Origin of the sequence: Vibrio sp. PBL-C16, from assembly GCF_034321865.1 — a bacterium.
Taxonomy (GTDB): domain Bacteria; phylum Pseudomonadota; class Gammaproteobacteria; order Enterobacterales; family Vibrionaceae; genus Vibrio; species Vibrio alginolyticus.
The window spans coordinates 1,533,271-1,548,251 of record NZ_JAXLNY010000002.1; the positions used below are offsets into that span (position 1 = coordinate 1,533,271).

At 44.1% G+C, this 14,981-nt stretch carries 14 protein-coding genes; 12 read left to right on the forward strand and 2 right to left on the reverse strand.

The window, feature by feature from the left end:
* The first annotated feature begins 199 nt into the window (after nt 1-199).
* Nucleotides 200-1,066 carry a fructosamine kinase family protein gene (locus UQW94_RS15320; RefSeq protein ID WP_322142360.1) on the forward strand — a complete coding sequence of 289 codons (867 nt, stop codon included), beginning with the start codon at nt 200-202 and terminating at the stop codon, nt 1,064-1,066.
* A gap of 253 nt (nt 1,067-1,319) precedes the next feature.
* The gene (locus UQW94_RS15325) at nt 1,320-1,514 is read left to right on the forward strand and encodes a CPXCG motif-containing cysteine-rich protein (RefSeq protein WP_017634925.1); all 195 of its coding nucleotides are present in this window, start codon (nt 1,320-1,322) and stop codon (nt 1,512-1,514) included.
* Between the two features lie 75 nt (nt 1,515-1,589).
* Here UQW94_RS15325 and UQW94_RS15330 read toward each other — a convergent pair whose 3' ends face one another.
* The gene (locus tag UQW94_RS15330) at nt 1,590-2,201 is read right to left on the reverse strand and encodes a riboflavin synthase (protein ID WP_005377625.1); all 612 of its coding nucleotides are present in this window, start codon (nt 2,199-2,201) and stop codon (nt 1,590-1,592) included.
* Between the two features lie 392 nt (nt 2,202-2,593).
* On the opposite strand from UQW94_RS15330, the gene UQW94_RS15335 reads away from it, so the two are divergent.
* Both UQW94_RS15335 and UQW94_RS15340 read left to right on the forward strand, forming a co-directional pair.
* Nucleotides 2,594-3,964 (forward strand): MATE family efflux transporter, encoded by a 1,371-nt coding sequence (locus UQW94_RS15335; protein WP_005377626.1) that lies wholly within the window; start codon nt 2,594-2,596, stop codon nt 3,962-3,964.
* A 134-nt stretch (nt 3,965-4,098) separates the two neighbouring features.
* Complete coding sequence (locus tag UQW94_RS15340; protein WP_322142361.1) at nt 4,099-5,097, forward strand: DUF3080 domain-containing protein; 999 nt, start codon at nt 4,099-4,101, stop codon at nt 5,095-5,097.
* 15 nt (nt 5,098-5,112) lie between these two features.
* Here the strand turns inward: UQW94_RS15340 and UQW94_RS15345 are convergent, their stop codons facing one another.
* Nucleotides 5,113-5,958 (reverse strand): DNA ligase, encoded by an 846-nt coding sequence (locus UQW94_RS15345; RefSeq protein WP_017634928.1) that lies wholly within the window; start codon nt 5,956-5,958, stop codon nt 5,113-5,115.
* Between the two features lie 422 nt (nt 5,959-6,380).
* On the opposite strand from UQW94_RS15345, the gene UQW94_RS15350 reads away from it, so the two are divergent.
* The 8 genes from UQW94_RS15350 to UQW94_RS15385 all read left to right on the forward strand — a co-directional run bounded on the left by UQW94_RS15350 (nt 6,381) and on the right by UQW94_RS15385 (nt 14,980).
* Nucleotides 6,381-6,701: an STAS domain-containing protein gene (locus tag UQW94_RS15350; RefSeq protein ID WP_017634929.1), complete on the forward strand. Its 321-nt coding sequence runs from the start codon at nt 6,381-6,383 to the stop codon at nt 6,699-6,701.
* Between the two features lie 26 nt (nt 6,702-6,727).
* Nucleotides 6,728-7,594, forward strand: a complete 867-nt coding sequence (locus tag UQW94_RS15355) for an OmpA family protein (protein ID WP_322142362.1) — start codon at nt 6,728-6,730, stop codon at nt 7,592-7,594.
* Complete coding sequence (locus UQW94_RS15360) at nt 7,591-9,693, forward strand: SLBB domain-containing protein (protein ID WP_322142363.1); 2,103 nt, start codon at nt 7,591-7,593, stop codon at nt 9,691-9,693. The genes UQW94_RS15355 and UQW94_RS15360 overlap by 4 nt, the downstream gene beginning before the upstream one ends.
* Nucleotides 9,693-10,379 carry an AAA family ATPase gene (locus UQW94_RS15365; protein WP_054730238.1) on the forward strand — a complete coding sequence of 229 codons (687 nt, stop codon included), beginning with the start codon at nt 9,693-9,695 and terminating at the stop codon, nt 10,377-10,379. Before UQW94_RS15360 ends, UQW94_RS15365 begins: the two co-directional genes overlap by 1 nt.
* Before the next feature lie 11 nt (nt 10,380-10,390).
* Nucleotides 10,391-10,771, forward strand: coding sequence for an Hpt domain-containing protein (locus UQW94_RS15370; protein WP_005377636.1), 381 nt, complete (start codon nt 10,391-10,393; stop codon nt 10,769-10,771).
* Nucleotides 10,772-11,079: 308 nt separating this feature from the next.
* Nucleotides 11,080-12,606: a sigma-54-dependent transcriptional regulator gene (locus tag UQW94_RS15375; protein ID WP_025766673.1), complete on the forward strand. Its 1,527-nt coding sequence runs from the start codon at nt 11,080-11,082 to the stop codon at nt 12,604-12,606.
* Nucleotides 12,581-13,651 carry a glycosyltransferase family 4 protein gene (locus tag UQW94_RS15380; RefSeq protein ID WP_239932146.1) on the forward strand — a complete coding sequence of 357 codons (1,071 nt, stop codon included), beginning with the start codon at nt 12,581-12,583 and terminating at the stop codon, nt 13,649-13,651. Before UQW94_RS15375 ends, UQW94_RS15380 begins: the two co-directional genes overlap by 26 nt.
* Before the next feature lie 144 nt (nt 13,652-13,795).
* Nucleotides 13,796-14,980 (forward strand): glycosyltransferase, encoded by a 1,185-nt coding sequence (locus tag UQW94_RS15385; RefSeq protein ID WP_322142364.1) that lies wholly within the window; start codon nt 13,796-13,798, stop codon nt 14,978-14,980.
* Nucleotide 14,981: the final 1 nt, after the last annotated feature.

The window sequence follows — 14,981 nt, forward strand, 5'->3', positions numbered from 1 at the left end:
AAATCATAATACCTGTTGTAAACGTTCATCTCCATATGCTAAGCCAACAAATCAGAGGCTTATAAGCGATTTGATTCACATTTATACAAATTGACTACACTAAGAGGAAGGTTTCTTTACTAAGTATGCTCAACATAGCGCCAACTCCCCGCTATTTATCCTAAACTATTGGTGGTCAAATAGATTCGCGAGGTTTTGTATGTGGCAAGCAATATCGCAACAGCTTTCTGATACTTTATTGTTCGATTACCAGATCACGGAAAAAGTAAGGCTGTCTGGTGGGGATATCAGTGAAAGCTACATGATCAATGATGGCGAGCAACGTTATTTTGTGAAAATTAACGATCGCGAGTTTTTGTCTAAATTTGAGGTAGAAGCTGAAAGCCTGCATCTTTTGCGTGAAACATCCACCCTATTTGTACCTGAGGTGGTATTGGTTGGTAAAACCAAAAATGCCTCATTCCTAATTCTTAACTACCTTCCAACGAAACCATTAGAAGATGGTCCCAACAGCTTTAAATTTGGGCAGCAATTAGCTCACCTACACCAATGGGGCGAGCAAAAAGAGTTTGGTTTTGATACCGACAACTATCTCGGTTCGACTCTACAGCCCAACAAATGGCACAAGAAATGGTGTGTATTCTTTGCTGAGCAACGCATAGGTTGGCAATTACAGCTCCTTAAAGAAAAAGGCGTCACCTTGGTTGATATCGATGACTTTATCGACGTCGTAAAACAGCGGCTAGCAAACCATGCTCCGGAACCTTCTTTGTTGCATGGCGATTTATGGAATGGAAATGCGGCACTCACTGTATTCGGTCCTATCTGTTATGATCCTGCGTGCTATTGGGGGGACAGGGAGTGTGATATTGCGATGACAGAGCTTTTTGGTGGATTTCAACCAGAATTTTATCAAGGCTACGAATCGGTTATGCCACTTTCTTCAAGCTATGAGGAACGTAAAGATATCTATAACCTTTACCATGTTCTCAACCATTGTAATTTGTTTGGCGGCCATTACTTGGAACAGGCTCAACTGGTTATTAATAAAATCATTTCTTATTAATTTGGAAGCCACTGCATATTTCAAGATGTAAAATCTCGAGGCACATCACTACAGAAAATCACCCTAAGCTCAAGGTTGAGTTTGGGGTCAAGTTTTGTACTTATTTCGACTCAATTAGCAACAACTCTGCCTAATATCAAAGGAGACTTAACTTTGGATTGTGCCTATTTTCCTTGTAGGCAAAGTAAGTAAAGGGCTGTACTTCCTTGATGAATAGTGTGTTTAAAAGCCCTGCGAGATTAGGAGTTGTTGTATGAAAAATTATACCGAAAGGTATGTAAAGTGCCCGCATTGCGGACACTCTATCGGCATTACATTAGATGCAAGTAATGGTGACCAAGAGTTTTATGATGATTGCCCAGCTTGTTGCCACGCTATCCACCTAAATATGCGAGTGGATGAGTTACAAGATAAGGTCGAACTATTTATCGATGACAATTACGAATAACAGCTCGAGCATGTGAACATCAGAAATATAAAAACGCTTAAATGAAAAAGGAGCACTAGGCTCCTTTTTCTCATTCTAAAGCTGTTTTGCTGCAAGAACGCGCTCAACAGTATCAACAATTGCTTGAGTCTGAGGATCAAACTCAATATTAACACGCTCCCCTACTTGTCTCACTCCGAAAAGCGTTCGCTGCAAGGTTTCTGGAATTAGGTGTACCGAAAAACGACACGCTTCAACTTCACCAATAGTTAGCGAGCAGCCATCTAAACCAATGTAACCTTTCGCTAATACATATTTCATTGATTCTTGCGGCAGTTGGAACCAAATCGTGCGGTTATTGGGCGTATCGATGATATCGACAATATCTGCCGTTAAACTAATATGACCAGACATGCTATGCCCGCCTATTTCGTCACCAAACTTAGCCGCGCGCTCAATGTTTACGCTATCCCCTTCCACCAGCCGACCTAAATTAGTAAGAGCCAATGTCGCTTGCATTAAATCAAAACTGATAAGGTTGCCTTCGATCTTAGTCACAGTTAGACAACATCCGTTGTGTGCAACGGATGCACCAATTTCTAACCCTTTACAAAGTTCATCGCTTAACTCGACAACGTGCGTTTGAAAGCGTTCTTTTTTATCAATTTTAACGACCTTCGCCGTACCCTGAACTATTCCTGTAAACATTTCTTTTTACCTATTGATTTAATACCAACTGTAGTCGAAGACTAAGCCCTAAACACTGCGCTACAGGTCGGAAATAAAGACCGCAGACGATAAAGCCATGGCTTAATGAACACTGGTTTGTTCTCATGCATGCTTCAACATTACCATGATTCGCTGCTGTTCTCAGTAAAAGCGTATCCTTAGCGTGGAGAGCGTCCAGTCAGTGTTATCGACTATTCGCTACCTAGCTATGGAATATAAACATACAATTGTTTATCATTTGCGCGGAGTTTCTCCGAGGCATTTTTTCACCTTATCGTGACTAAAATCAACCATCAGATCCGTTCACCACATCTTTTGCCCTCGAGTACTCTCATTCTTTCAACTTATTGTTCCGCTCTGGAGTATTTTTCGTGCATCGCTATAAAGAAGAAGCATCAAGTCTTATCAAATTGGCGACCCCGGTATTGATCGCATCTGTCGCTCAAACTGGTATGGGGTTTGTTGATACCGTAATGGCTGGCGGCGTTAGCGCCACCGACATGGCTGCGGTTTCTGTCGCTTCAAGTATTTGGCTACCATCCATTTTGTTTGGGGTGGGTTTATTAATGGCATTGGTCCCTGTTGTCGCACAGTTAAATGGCTCTGGTCGTCGAGTGAAAATCCCGTTTGAAATTCAGCAAGGCGTCGTTTTGGCATTGCTGATCAGTGTGCCGATAATTGCAGTCCTGCTTCAAACCCAGTTTATTCTCGGGCTGATGGATGTTGAAGCATTGATGGCTGAAAAAACGGTGGGATACATTCATGCCGTTATACTAGCAGTACCCGCTTTTTTACTTTTCCAAACGCTTAGAAGCTTTACGGATGGTATGTCATTGACGAAACCGGCAATGGTGATTGGCTTTATCGGTTTACTGCTCAACATTCCTCTAAACTGGATTTTCGTGTACGGCAAGTTTGGTGCACCTGAATTAGGCGGCGTTGGCTGTGGTGTAGCAACCACGATTGTTTACTGGGTCATGTTTGCCATGCTATTGCTGTATGTGATGACATCAGAGCGATTGAAAAGCATCAACCTATTTGGAGAATGGCATCGCCCACAATGGAAAGCGCAAGTTCGTCTATTCAAGCTCGGCTTTCCTGTTGCAGCAGCGCTGTTTTTTGAAGTGACACTGTTTGCTGTTGTTGCACTGCTCGTTTCACCACTGGGTCCTATCATTGTGGCAGCGCATCAAGTCGCGATTAACTTCTCCTCGTTGGTATTTATGCTACCAATGAGTATTGGTGCAGCAGTAAGCATTCGTGTCGGCCATCGACTTGGTGAAGAAAACGTAGATGGCGCGCGCGTAGCGTCACGAGTCGGCATTATGGTTGGTCTAGCTTTGTCCGTTCTCACAGCGATTTTAACCGTCTTGTCTCGCGAGTGGATCGCCGAGCTTTATACTAGCAACCCAGAGGTCATCACTCTGGCGATGCACCTGCTCGTGTTTGCCGCTGTTTATCAATGTACGGATGCGGTTCAAGTGATCGCAGCTGGTGCATTACGCGGCTATAAAGACATGCGAGCCATCTTCAACCGTACTTTTATTGCTTATTGGATTCTTGGGCTGCCAATTGGTTACGTCCTTGGCCGTACAGACTGGATTGTCGAGCCAATGGGAGCACAAGGCTTCTGGCTTGGTTTTATCATCGGCCTATCTTCTGCGGCCTTTATGTTAGGCGTCAGAATGCGTTGGATGCATCGCCAAGAGCCAGAAGTGCAATTGAACTTTTCAGTTCAATAAAAAGTAAAAAAAGCCAGCATCTGCTGGCTTTTTTGATCGAATAATCACACGGTTGAGTATACTTATAACAAGATTGCGAAGTGGTTGATTTTGCTCTCTAGACAACGGATACGAAGTTATAAAAAAGGATATTTGTGCGGTCTATTTTATTGTTCTTAATCTTGCTTCTTAATGGTTGTGATAACTGGTTCAATCCAGAGAACGCCATGTTTGATAAGTATCATCAACGTGTAGCCAATGTATTGGAAGTTCCTGTTATTCCAATAGAATTACAGTCTACGGTAACGATTCCTGCGAAACGCGTTTTGTTCGAGCCATTGCCAAGGCTATCTATTGGTCTGCTAGAGAGCTATCAATTACGACAGTGCGGACTCTTTAATTTACTTGCCGAGAAAAACTCACAACTTGGAAAGGTCCAGGATGCCTTTCATGATTTGGATTATCAAACTGCCCTTTTAAGAGTCATGAATCGATGTTTATCCGAATTTCCACTTAGCGATGAAGAACGCGCGACATTGACAGAACTTTACTCAACCAAGTGGCAACATTTAGACATTCATCTCGACAACTTACTACTCGTAAGTGATGCCATGCAAAAGCAACTAACTGCCTCTGATTGGCTATCTCAAGACACGACGAATGATATTGTACGCATTAACGATGTCTATCGTATTTTCAGCGAAATGTATGATTTACCCCACCGCGCGGTCTCACGTCTACCCGATGTGGAAGTTACGCAATATCAAGAAGAGTTAGAGAAATCTCGTTTACTCGGACGACTTTACTATTCAATGGTAAACACATCCCTTTGGTTAAAAGCGACAACTCAGCTACTTGAGCAGAACCAGAGCAATGTATTGTGCGGGCCGAACAGAGACACCACCCAGTTCCGCTACTTAAGAAATGTCTTTCAATCCATTTACGTTGAAGAAGTGCAACCTTATTTGGCTTATTTAGACAGTACCTATCAACAACTTAATGATGGTGCCACTTTGGTGGAGAACCGTATGCAACTCCATGGTCACCAGTATGGCATCATTGAGGCACATAGGAAATTTAGGCAAGAAACCCTAAACCACGTTCAGTTTTGGCAGGGTCTCTTCAAACGATGTGGCGTAACCGTTGGCAACTAGTAAGTGCAGAGCGTTCTATTCCTTCAACCTTTCACGCAAGAATCGAGCAAAACGTGGTTTACCAGTATGTGTAAAACCGTTATATCTAAATGTAATGGTTGAACCAATTTTCGGAGGCTGGCGACGCACTTCATCGGTAAATCCGCTACCGATGTAAAACTCAATGCCATTTGGTAAGCGAACTAACATTGCTCCCATCATACCTAATAAGCGCCCTGTTCCTGGCTTATAACCCACAACTAACGCTTCATCATCTGCGTATCGTTTTAGTTTAAGCAAATCACTACCGCGTCCAGCCTGATAGCGGCTTGATACCTTCCGCAACATCACCCCTTCACCGTCGGATATTGAAATTTTATCCAACTGTGTAAACAGATGAGCTTCATTTTGAATCGCTCGGTGCTCGACATATTTGATATGAGGCTGGTCGACTTCAAGCACTAAATCTTTGATGTTGTAATAACGCTTCCGATAATCACCAGCGGAATATGGCATATCAAAGATCATAAAGTCGATGTGTCGCCAAGCAGACTCTACAGGAGTTTTATCTAATACCGTTTGCTGAACAAGATGGAAGTTACCTCTCCCAGCCCAAAGTTCACCGTCCAATGGATAGTCAGGTAAAGGTCCTGTAAACCAATCTGGGGCGTAGATTCGATTACCATTTCTCGTCACGAGATGTTGCCCAGTCCAATAAGCGCGAACACCATCAAGTTTTTCGCTATACCAATATTCAGACACATCAATGCCATCCTGATAGCTTTGTGCAAGAGAAACTGGTGGTGCGAGAGAAGTATCCGCTTGAGGCTGTGAAGACGCTGCCATAACAGCCAGCGCAATTAATGTCATTTTTAGTGGCATAAGAAGACCTTGTACAAAAAATCGTCTTTATTGAAACGTAAGTCCTCTCGATGACCTATTTATTACTAGTTGTTCTTCGACTCATAACAATCAACATTAGTAATAATTTGCAAAGATAATCATAAACTTTAGACAGGTTTTGCATTTAGTCGTTACACGTTGTTCACTTAAGGCGGATGGTTCGTCAATCGAGTTGGAATCTAATCATGACGAGATCCCCCGCTCTAATGACTTCTTTAGGTTCAACACCTCTTATAAGCAAACCATTTCTCTGTGCATTTTTGATTCTCAATTTGAGAATCAGTCCTTTCTCAAATTGAACAATATCATTAACAATATTTAACTGTTTGATTTTTCATTAATTTCAAATTGGCACGTTACCTGCTCTATATCCAATTAGAAAAACAAACGGAGACAGAGTCATGGAATTACGCAAACTAGAAATCAATCAAGACAAGTTAGCCATTGAGTTTTTTGGTGACTTAGACGCAAGTGGCTGTCGACAAGCACAACATCACATTGATGAAGTAATTCACAACAATCATCACAAAGAAGTCGAAATTAACCTACAGCACGTCCAATTTCTTGATTCTTCAGGGATTGGTGCCATTGTTTACTTATATAAGCGTCTAGTTGAACGTGAAAGAAGCATGAGTATTGAAAACGTATCAGGCCAACCTTTAGAAATCATGAGCTTGCTTCGTATCAACCATGCCATTCCCGTTAACTCAAAAGGACACTAAAAATACCGGTTTAAACGGAGGTTGGCATGGTAAATCTTATACGACGATATGCAGTAAGCGGTCTTGTTGTCGGCATGTTTGGTTGTTCGTCGTTTGACTACCCAGAACACGGAAAAGGTGGCTTGGCGGAAAGCTATCAAGATATCTCGATCGAGAATTATCAGTTTTCCCCTGTGATGCCTGACGAGCCTTTAGGTCCAGAACATGGGTTAAGGTTTGATTGGCAACTGACCAAGTTACATCTAGACGCACTAATCCAAGAGGGCGCGCGCTGGTGTTTTCCTGCGGCAGTTGTTCAGGCCATTGAAAAACAAAATAGAATTGCGCGCGAGTTGGAAGGTGGGCTTTTACTCGACGCTGCCAACGACCTTGTGATTCAGCGTCGACGCTTAAACCAGCTCGAACAACAACTCGACTACGTACTGAGCCAAACCACTTGCACACCGCCCGATGATATTGAAGCACTACGTAGCGACCTAAACATAGTGTCGGATATCTATGCACTACTTAATATCGACAACCAGTTTGCTGTCGATTCAGCAGAAATCAACCCGAAGTACATGGGACATTTGGCAGAAGCAGCCTACATTTTACGTGACCACCCTAACCTATCTCTTGTAGTAACGGGGCATGCGGATGCAACTGGAACACCCGATTACAACCAGAAACTTGCTCAAGCGCGTGCAGAACAAGTAAAGCGTTACCTAACCGTATTTGGTATCACTTCAGAGAGAGTCACTACCAAATCTGTCGGAGATAACCTGCCACTCTATGAAGGTGAAACATCCGCCGTGCGTTTAACTAATCGTCGAGTAAGCATCGAGGTTATTAGCCCTAATTCAGATAGCGATACCTCAATAAACCGAAACCCAACGGCAGGAGGCGCGCTATGAACACGATGAAACCATTTATCCTCTTAATGTTGTTGTGTCTGGTCGCGTGGGTACCTTCTTCCATAGCGGATGAGAGCAATACTGTTAAGGTCGGTGATTTAATACAGATTAACTTACCTGGAGAGGCGTCGTTAAACCAAGGGTTTCAGGTTGATCGTCGTGGACGAATTAATTTACCAGAAGTCGGCCCTGTATTAGTGGCCGGCTACAATGAACAACAACTCCAAGACGTGATTATCGACAGGCTAAAGACCGTGTATCGTGACGTTAACAACGCTCGAGTTTTTATTAAACAGCAACAGTTGTTAGTGTCCGTTCAAGGCTACGTGGTCAAACCCGGTGAATATACCTTACCTTCTGGGTCCAACATTCAAATGTTTGTGTACGAAGCTGGCGGCCTGCGCGCAGGGGCTCAGCTCGATAAAATGATCGTGAAACGTGGAAATAAAAACATTGAATTTGACTACAAACGCTTCCTTGATACGGGGGACAATAGCCAGCTGCCAAAACTAGAATCACTGGATGTCTTATTTGTCCCCGCTTCCCCACTCGTAGGGAATATTGAGCAAGAGTTTGATGCAGCAAAACTCGCGAATTCAGGTGACAGCGCAGATTCCGCTCGTGCAATCAAAGTCTTTGGTGAAGTCAACGCACCTGGCTCGTTCTCATACAAGCCAAACACCACGCTAGTTGATGTCGTAATGCGAGCTGGCGGCGTGACACGATATGCCAGTGTTGAACAAATTCGCGTGATAACAAACAATAACCCAACCATGTTTAACCTGAAAAAGTACCTTGATACTGGAGACCAAAGCCTACTGCCAGAGATCCTGCCAGGTGCCACCATCTTTGTCCCAAAACAGGAAGAAGAAATCAAAGCAGGTGCAAATGTGGTTTACGTGATGGGTGAAGTCGCCCATCCTGGGGCATACGAAGGCAAGAAAGGCGCTAGCTTCATGGATATCCTCGCCAACGCTGGCGGGCCCACTCGCTACGCAGAATCTCGCCAAATTCGCGTTATAAAAGCCGATGGCAAAGTCATCAAATTCGATCTTACCGCGCATACAGAAGGACTATCTTCAGCCAGACCACCAAATGTTGGACCAGGAGACGCGATTTTCGTACCGGAGAAAACCGATTTCAATGAGAAGTCTTGGTTAAAAGTAGCACCTAGTCGAGCGGTCGCAGTGATGGGAGAAGTTGTTCGCCCTGGACGCATCGAGTGGTCAGACGAAATGGATTTGATTGATCTGCTTGCACACGTTGGTGGCCCAACTCGACGAGCTGATACCACCAAAATTGAAGTCGCCAATAACGGTCAAATGACACAATTTGACTTAGACCAATACATTCTGGATGGCTCACCAACATCAAGCCTACCTCGAGTTTCCGCTGGTACAGTCGTAAGGGTACATGCATTGCCTGACGACCCATCCGATAATAAGTCGCAATGGGTAAGCCAAAGCTCTGACGCATCGATATACGTTTTCGGGCAAATCAATGCACCTGGGCGCTATCGTTTCACCGAAGATATGCATTTTCTGGATATTTTATCTGCCGCCGATGGACCGACAATGGATGCAGATATTCACAACATCCGTGTCACACACCGAGGCCTAGGTTATGCCAAAGTGAGTAAATTGAATTTATCGATGTACTTTGAAACAGGCGATGAGTCAATTCTGCCCCACGTTCGTCCTGGTGATACCATTTACATTCCAGAAAAAAACAAAAACTGGTTAGATCGTTCAAAAGAGTCCACGGTACGCGTATTAGGTGAAGTAAGAGACCCAGGGCGATACGTATTCAATGACAACATGACTGTGCTTGATCTGTTAGCGGAAGCAGGAGGACCAACTGACAATGCCTACCTTGAAAAGATCAGTGTGGTCAATATGTCTTGCTGCCAGGGCCAAGCCCGAACATTTGATTTGGTGAACTTTAGTAAAACAGCCAACATTTATGAGCTGCCAGTCATTCGCGCAGGCGACACGATTTACATTCCCCATAAAGACGAAAGCTTTGTTGAAAAAGCTAGGGCCGGATTAAGAGATATTTTACAAATCACCACAACCATCGTGTTAATAGGAGCGTTGTAATGACTATTCCTGCAACTCACGCTGAGATTGAACAAATTTATCTTCAGAGTGAACAGAAAGGCCACAAAACGATTTGTGTTGTGGGTTGTAAATCTGAAGATGGTGTCACTTCCGTGGCGTCATCTCTTGCAGAGCGCTTGGTTTTAGCAGGCCACAATACTTTGTATGTAGACCTTAACTTATTCAAACCCGCTTATCACACTGTTCACGAATTTGATGATGACGAGAAGGTTGGCCATTTGATCACACGAGAGAATACACATCAAACTTTAGTCGGCCTCCCTGCTCCATCTCTCGCCAGCACTCAGTTAGCGTACCGAGACCCAACAATGCTGAAACGAAACATTGCACAATGGTTAACGCAGTACGAGCGCGTCGTGATAGATACATCACCACTTCTCAGTGTCAACCGAAGCAATATTGCGCCTCAAGTGATTGCTGGCGTATGTGATGCTACTTTGTTAGTAGCGCATTATGGTTCTACGACTGCAACCCAGCTCGAGCAAGCCAAAAAGATACTCGATGCTAGCGATGCGAACTTGATTGGTTCTGTACTGAACATGAAGCACACTCCAAGCCTGAAAGATGAGTTAATCCGCCAAGTTTCCAAGCTGCGTTTCTTACCAAAAAAGTGGAAAGAAAAACTGTCTCAGCAAATTAAAAAAAGCGAACTGTTTATGTTATAGGGAGCGCTATTATGACGATAAATAATACATTGACTATCGAGCAAGAATTAGTGGATGAGCATATTCTTCAGCAAATGATCAAAGATACGTGCGCCGAAATCATCCCTACCTTGATTGATCACTATGTCGAAGAGTCACGCGATCGCATGGAGAAAATAGAGCAAGCATTAAGCACAAAAGACCTTCAAACATTAGAGTTCGAGGTTCACACACTGGGCAGTTCTGCTCTCGCTTTAGGCAATCGAACGCTTTCAAGACAAGCAAGAATGATTGAGAAGTACTGTGTCGAAGGAAAAATACCAAAAGCATTGGAGCTTTGTGAAACACTTCCGCAACTCGCCAATGAATCGTTTGATGCGTTAGAAAAGCGAAAAGCTCAAGGGTTTGAGTAGTATCAGTGTCTTACTCCCTAGCGAAGCATCGCGTTTGATAAAGCGCGATGCCGACATCATCTCAGAAATTTAGGCTCCAAATTCAATCACCCTCGCCAAGCCACACACCTTGAAATTATTTGGGCATAACTTAATCAATTAAAAAGTATGGATTTTTCGCAAATTTCCTACCTTGTGCTAATACTTAAATAACGCTTTTCTCAAATTGAGAATTTTCAGCACTAGAGAGCTATAAACCACTCATAATGCCAAATAGTAGTGCTGACAAAAATCATAAAAAATGAAACAAACTACGTTGGGATGGGACTATGAGACCAAGGGTGTTACTGGTAGAGGACTCTACTTCACTAGCCATACTTTATAAGCAGTATGTGAAAGACGAACCTTATGACATTTTTCATGTCGAGACAGGTCGCGAAGCGATTCAATTTATTGAAAGAAGCAAACCTCAGCTCATCATTCTCGATTTGAAACTGCCCGACATGTCTGGCGAAGACGTGTTGGATTGGATCAACCAGAATGACATTCCTACGTCCGTTATTATTGCTACGGCACACGGCAGCGTCGACTTAGCCGTTAATCTAATTCAAAAAGGTGCGGAAGATTTCTTAGAAAAGCCCATAAACGCTGATCGCCTAAAAACATCAGTCGCATTGCACCTCAAACGCGCCAAATTGGAAGATTTGGTGGAAAATATTCAGTCCAAGTTTGATCGCCACAACTATCACGGATTCATCGGTTCAAGCCTCCCGATGCAGGCGGTATACAAGACCATTGATGCTGTTGCGCCAACTTCTGCCAGTGTGTTTATTGTGGGAGAAAGCGGCACAGGTAAAGAAGTTTGTGCTGAAGCCGTCCACCGCCAGAGCGACCGTAAAGACAAGCCTTTTATTGCAATTAACTGTGGGGCTATTCCACGAGATTTGATGGAAAGTGAGATTTTTGGTCACGTTAAAGGAGCCTTTACTGGAGCAACAACAGATCGAAAAGGTGCGGCGACGCTGGCACATGGTGGTACGCTTTTTCTTGATGAGCTGTGTGAAATGGAACTTGAGATGCAAAAGAAGTTGCTCCGTTTTCTACAAACGGGCACTTACACCCCTCTTGGTGGCACTCGAGAAATGAAAGTAGATGTGAGAATCATTTGTGCCACTAACCGAGATCCATTAACAGAGGTAGAAGAAGGTCGTTTTCGTGAAGACTTATACTACCGTGTGCACGTTATACCTATCGATATGCCCCCATTACGTGAACGAGGAAGTGACATTGTCACGCTTGCCAAGTACTTCTTGACCACTTACGCCAAACAGGACAAAAAGAAATTCTCAACAATCGACAGCGAAGCTCAACATATCATCAAGCATTACGAATGGCCGGGTAATGTAAGGCAACTACAAAACATCATACGTAACATTGTGGTGCTTAATAACGACGAAAAAGTCACGGTGAACCACCTACCCGCTCAACTTACTAAAAAGTCTAAAGTGACGAAAACAACGACGCCTGCGCATGTTGCTCAAGAGTCAGCAAACATTGCACCAATCACACCACCACCTGGTTATACTGAGGAACCTTCACCTTCTGCGGTCGAACCGTCGATTACCGCAGCGGAGCAGCCTGGTACACCGTCCTCTGCTGCTACCTCACCGTACTTTAACTCTGATGGAACCATTCGCCCTATGTGGCAAGTAGAGCGTGAAGCAATTCAAAACGCAATTGCGTACTGTGATGGCAACGTCCTCAACGCCGCTGTCATGCTGGAGTTAAGCCCATCTACGGTTTACCGAAAAAAACAAGCGTGGGAAGCGGATGAAATTAATCTCGAACAATCTTGATAAACCTGCCATTGGTGAAATTTGGATCTTGCTTGATAGCCGTCTATTCGGCGGCATTGAAAGTCACGTTATCGAGCTAGCTCGGGGATTAATCGCCTTTGGAAACAAAGCTCGAGTTGTGCTAACCACTGAGTATTCGCCAGCCGCTCAGATTGTACAGAAGGCAAAAGAAGCCGCGATCCCTGTGAGTTACTTAAACTATTTGTCTGGCGAGCCCAATAAAGCTTTAAAAATTAAACACCTAACAAGCGCCGTCGCCAATCACCAACCCTCAGTGGTTCACTCCCATGGTTATAAAGCGTCGATTTTGTCGCGCTGCGCCAAACTGCTCACCCGTACGTTTCCTCGTTTGATTTCAACTTATCATGCTGGTGAATCGTCCTCAGGAAAGCTATGGCTATACGATTGGCTTGATAGAGGCTCAGGCAGCCTATCTGACCATTGCTTTGCTGTCAGTCCAAGTATTCAGCGCAAAGTTTTTTGTTCTTCAGAACTGCTGAATAACTTTGTTTCGATTCCCAAAAGTCAACTCAACTATCAGGAGATCGCTTTTGTCGGCCGATTGAGTCAGGAAAAAGGCGCCGATCAATTTATTGAGGTAGCGAGGCTCTGTCCAACATTACAGTTTAGTGTGTACGGTGATGGCCCGGAAAAAGAGTCGCTTAATCAAACTGCCCCTTCAAATGTGACTTTCTTCGGCCATCAAACCAATATGGAAGGTGTTTGGGAAAATATCAGCGTACTTATCATCTCTTCTCGTTATGAGGGTCTTCCAATGGCGGCGCTTGAAGCCATGTCGAGAGGCATTGCCGTGATGAGCTTACGTGTAGGTCGTCTTCCAGATATTATCCAAACGGGTAAAAATGGTTTTATCGTCGAAGACATTCCCTCTCTTGCTAAATGTCTTCATGACTGGATGTCGATTGGTGAAGCGCAACAATCACTCATTCGCCAGAATGCTCGACAAACCATCATTGATGATTTCTCAGCGCAAAGTGTGATTCCCGTATTGCTACAAAAATATCAAATTGAAACGGATCACTAATCCATATTGGTTCTCAATATGAGAATGATGAGTTCTAAATATAAATATCATATAAGATTCAATCACATAAACTAATGGCATATTTTGGCATCTCTATTGCAGCTCAGCAGTTAACGCAGATTAATGATGAGACAGAGGTGACTTATGACTACGCCAAAACGCATTCTATATGTTCATTATGGTGATAATTGGATTCGCGGCAGTGAAGTGGTGCTTCTGGATCTCATTTCAGGAATCGACCGCAATAAGTTTGAGCCTTTCGTATGGTCAAACTGCCAACCATTAATCGATAAGTGCCAATCGCTCGGAATTGAAGCGGAACATTCAGCCTTCAATTTAGTGGGTGGTTGGAGCGCTCCACGCTGGGATATTAGCGGGTGGAATTGCCTTATCAAACAAGGCTCAGCTTTGATCGAAAAGCACAGCATCGACTTGGTACACGTCAATAGCGGCGGCCCTTGTCAATGGATGTGTTTGGCTGCTCGCATGAATCATATACCACTTGTCACGCAACTTCATTGCCATTATACATTGCGCGATCGCTTCTCTCTCGGACTTCACCTCTCTCCAAAATTGATTTGCGTTAGCAAAGATGTTGGACGCGAAATTCTTCAGGACGGCTACCCGCAAAACCAACTTCATGTCGTACACAACGGCGTGTCACTTCAAGGCGTGGATACACCCATCGACATTAAAGATCGCCTCGGAATCCCATCACAGGCCTTTACCTTTCTGTCGGTGGGTTCGCTGATTAAGCGCAAAGGGTTCGACCGCCTTATTCGCGCAATGCGCATGCACAACTACCACCACCACAACCCTCACCTTGTTATTGTTGGTGACGGCGAAGAAAGAGAAGCATTGCAACAGCTTGCCTCGGATCTTGGTATCCAAGAACGAGTGCACTTTGTCGGAGAGCAACACAATGCTGGAGCGTGGATGTGTGGTAATGCAGACGCTTTTATTAGCGGCGCCTATGAAGAGGCCTTTGGTCTCGTGCTCGGGGAAGCGGCTTTAGCTCAACTGCCTATCGTGGCCCCTAAAACGGGAGGCATTCCTGAGTTGTTCGAGCATAATCACTCTGCATTGCTGTACCAGAACAGTGGAATGGCGAGCCTGTTAAACGCGATTCAACAAGTCATGCAAGACGCGGCATTAAGAAACAAGCTGGCGGAAAACGCTTACCTACATGCTAGCCAGAACTTAACGACGACTGCATCTATCAACGCTATTGAACGTATTTACGAAGGTGAACTTAATAACAACGCCATTACACCAATGCCAATGACTCACTGCATGAAGCCTCTTTCACGCTGGTTGAGCATCAATTGAG

Bases quoted from the DNA above. Each gene is read 5' to 3' on its own strand.
- UQW94_RS15330 (WP_005377625.1), bottom strand. From the start codon at position 2,201: ATGTTTACAGGAATAGTTCAGGGTACGGCGAAGGTCGTTAAAATTGAT.
- UQW94_RS15325 (WP_017634925.1), top strand. From the start codon at position 1,320: ATGAAAAATTATACCGAAAGGTATGTAAAGTGCCCGCATTGCGGACAC.
- UQW94_RS15350 (WP_017634929.1), top strand. From the start codon at position 6,381: ATGGAATTACGCAAACTAGAAATCAATCAAGACAAGTTAGCCATTGAG.
- UQW94_RS15320 (WP_322142360.1), top strand. From the start codon at position 200: ATGTGGCAAGCAATATCGCAACAGCTTTCTGATACTTTATTGTTCGAT.
- UQW94_RS15380 (WP_239932146.1), top strand. From the start codon at position 12,581: ATGAAATTAATCTCGAACAATCTTGATAAACCTGCCATTGGTGAAATT.
- UQW94_RS15365 (WP_054730238.1), top strand. From the start codon at position 9,693: ATGACTATTCCTGCAACTCACGCTGAGATTGAACAAATTTATCTTCAG.
- UQW94_RS15375 (WP_025766673.1), top strand. From the start codon at position 11,080: ATGAGACCAAGGGTGTTACTGGTAGAGGACTCTACTTCACTAGCCATA.
- UQW94_RS15370 (WP_005377636.1), top strand. From the start codon at position 10,391: ATGACGATAAATAATACATTGACTATCGAGCAAGAATTAGTGGATGAG.
- UQW94_RS15360 (WP_322142363.1), top strand. From the start codon at position 7,591: ATGAACACGATGAAACCATTTATCCTCTTAATGTTGTTGTGTCTGGTC.
- UQW94_RS15345 (WP_017634928.1), bottom strand. From the start codon at position 5,958: ATGCCACTAAAAATGACATTAATTGCGCTGGCTGTTATGGCAGCGTCT.
- UQW94_RS15355 (WP_322142362.1), top strand. From the start codon at position 6,728: ATGGTAAATCTTATACGACGATATGCAGTAAGCGGTCTTGTTGTCGGC.
- UQW94_RS15385 (WP_322142364.1), top strand. From the start codon at position 13,796: ATGACTACGCCAAAACGCATTCTATATGTTCATTATGGTGATAATTGG.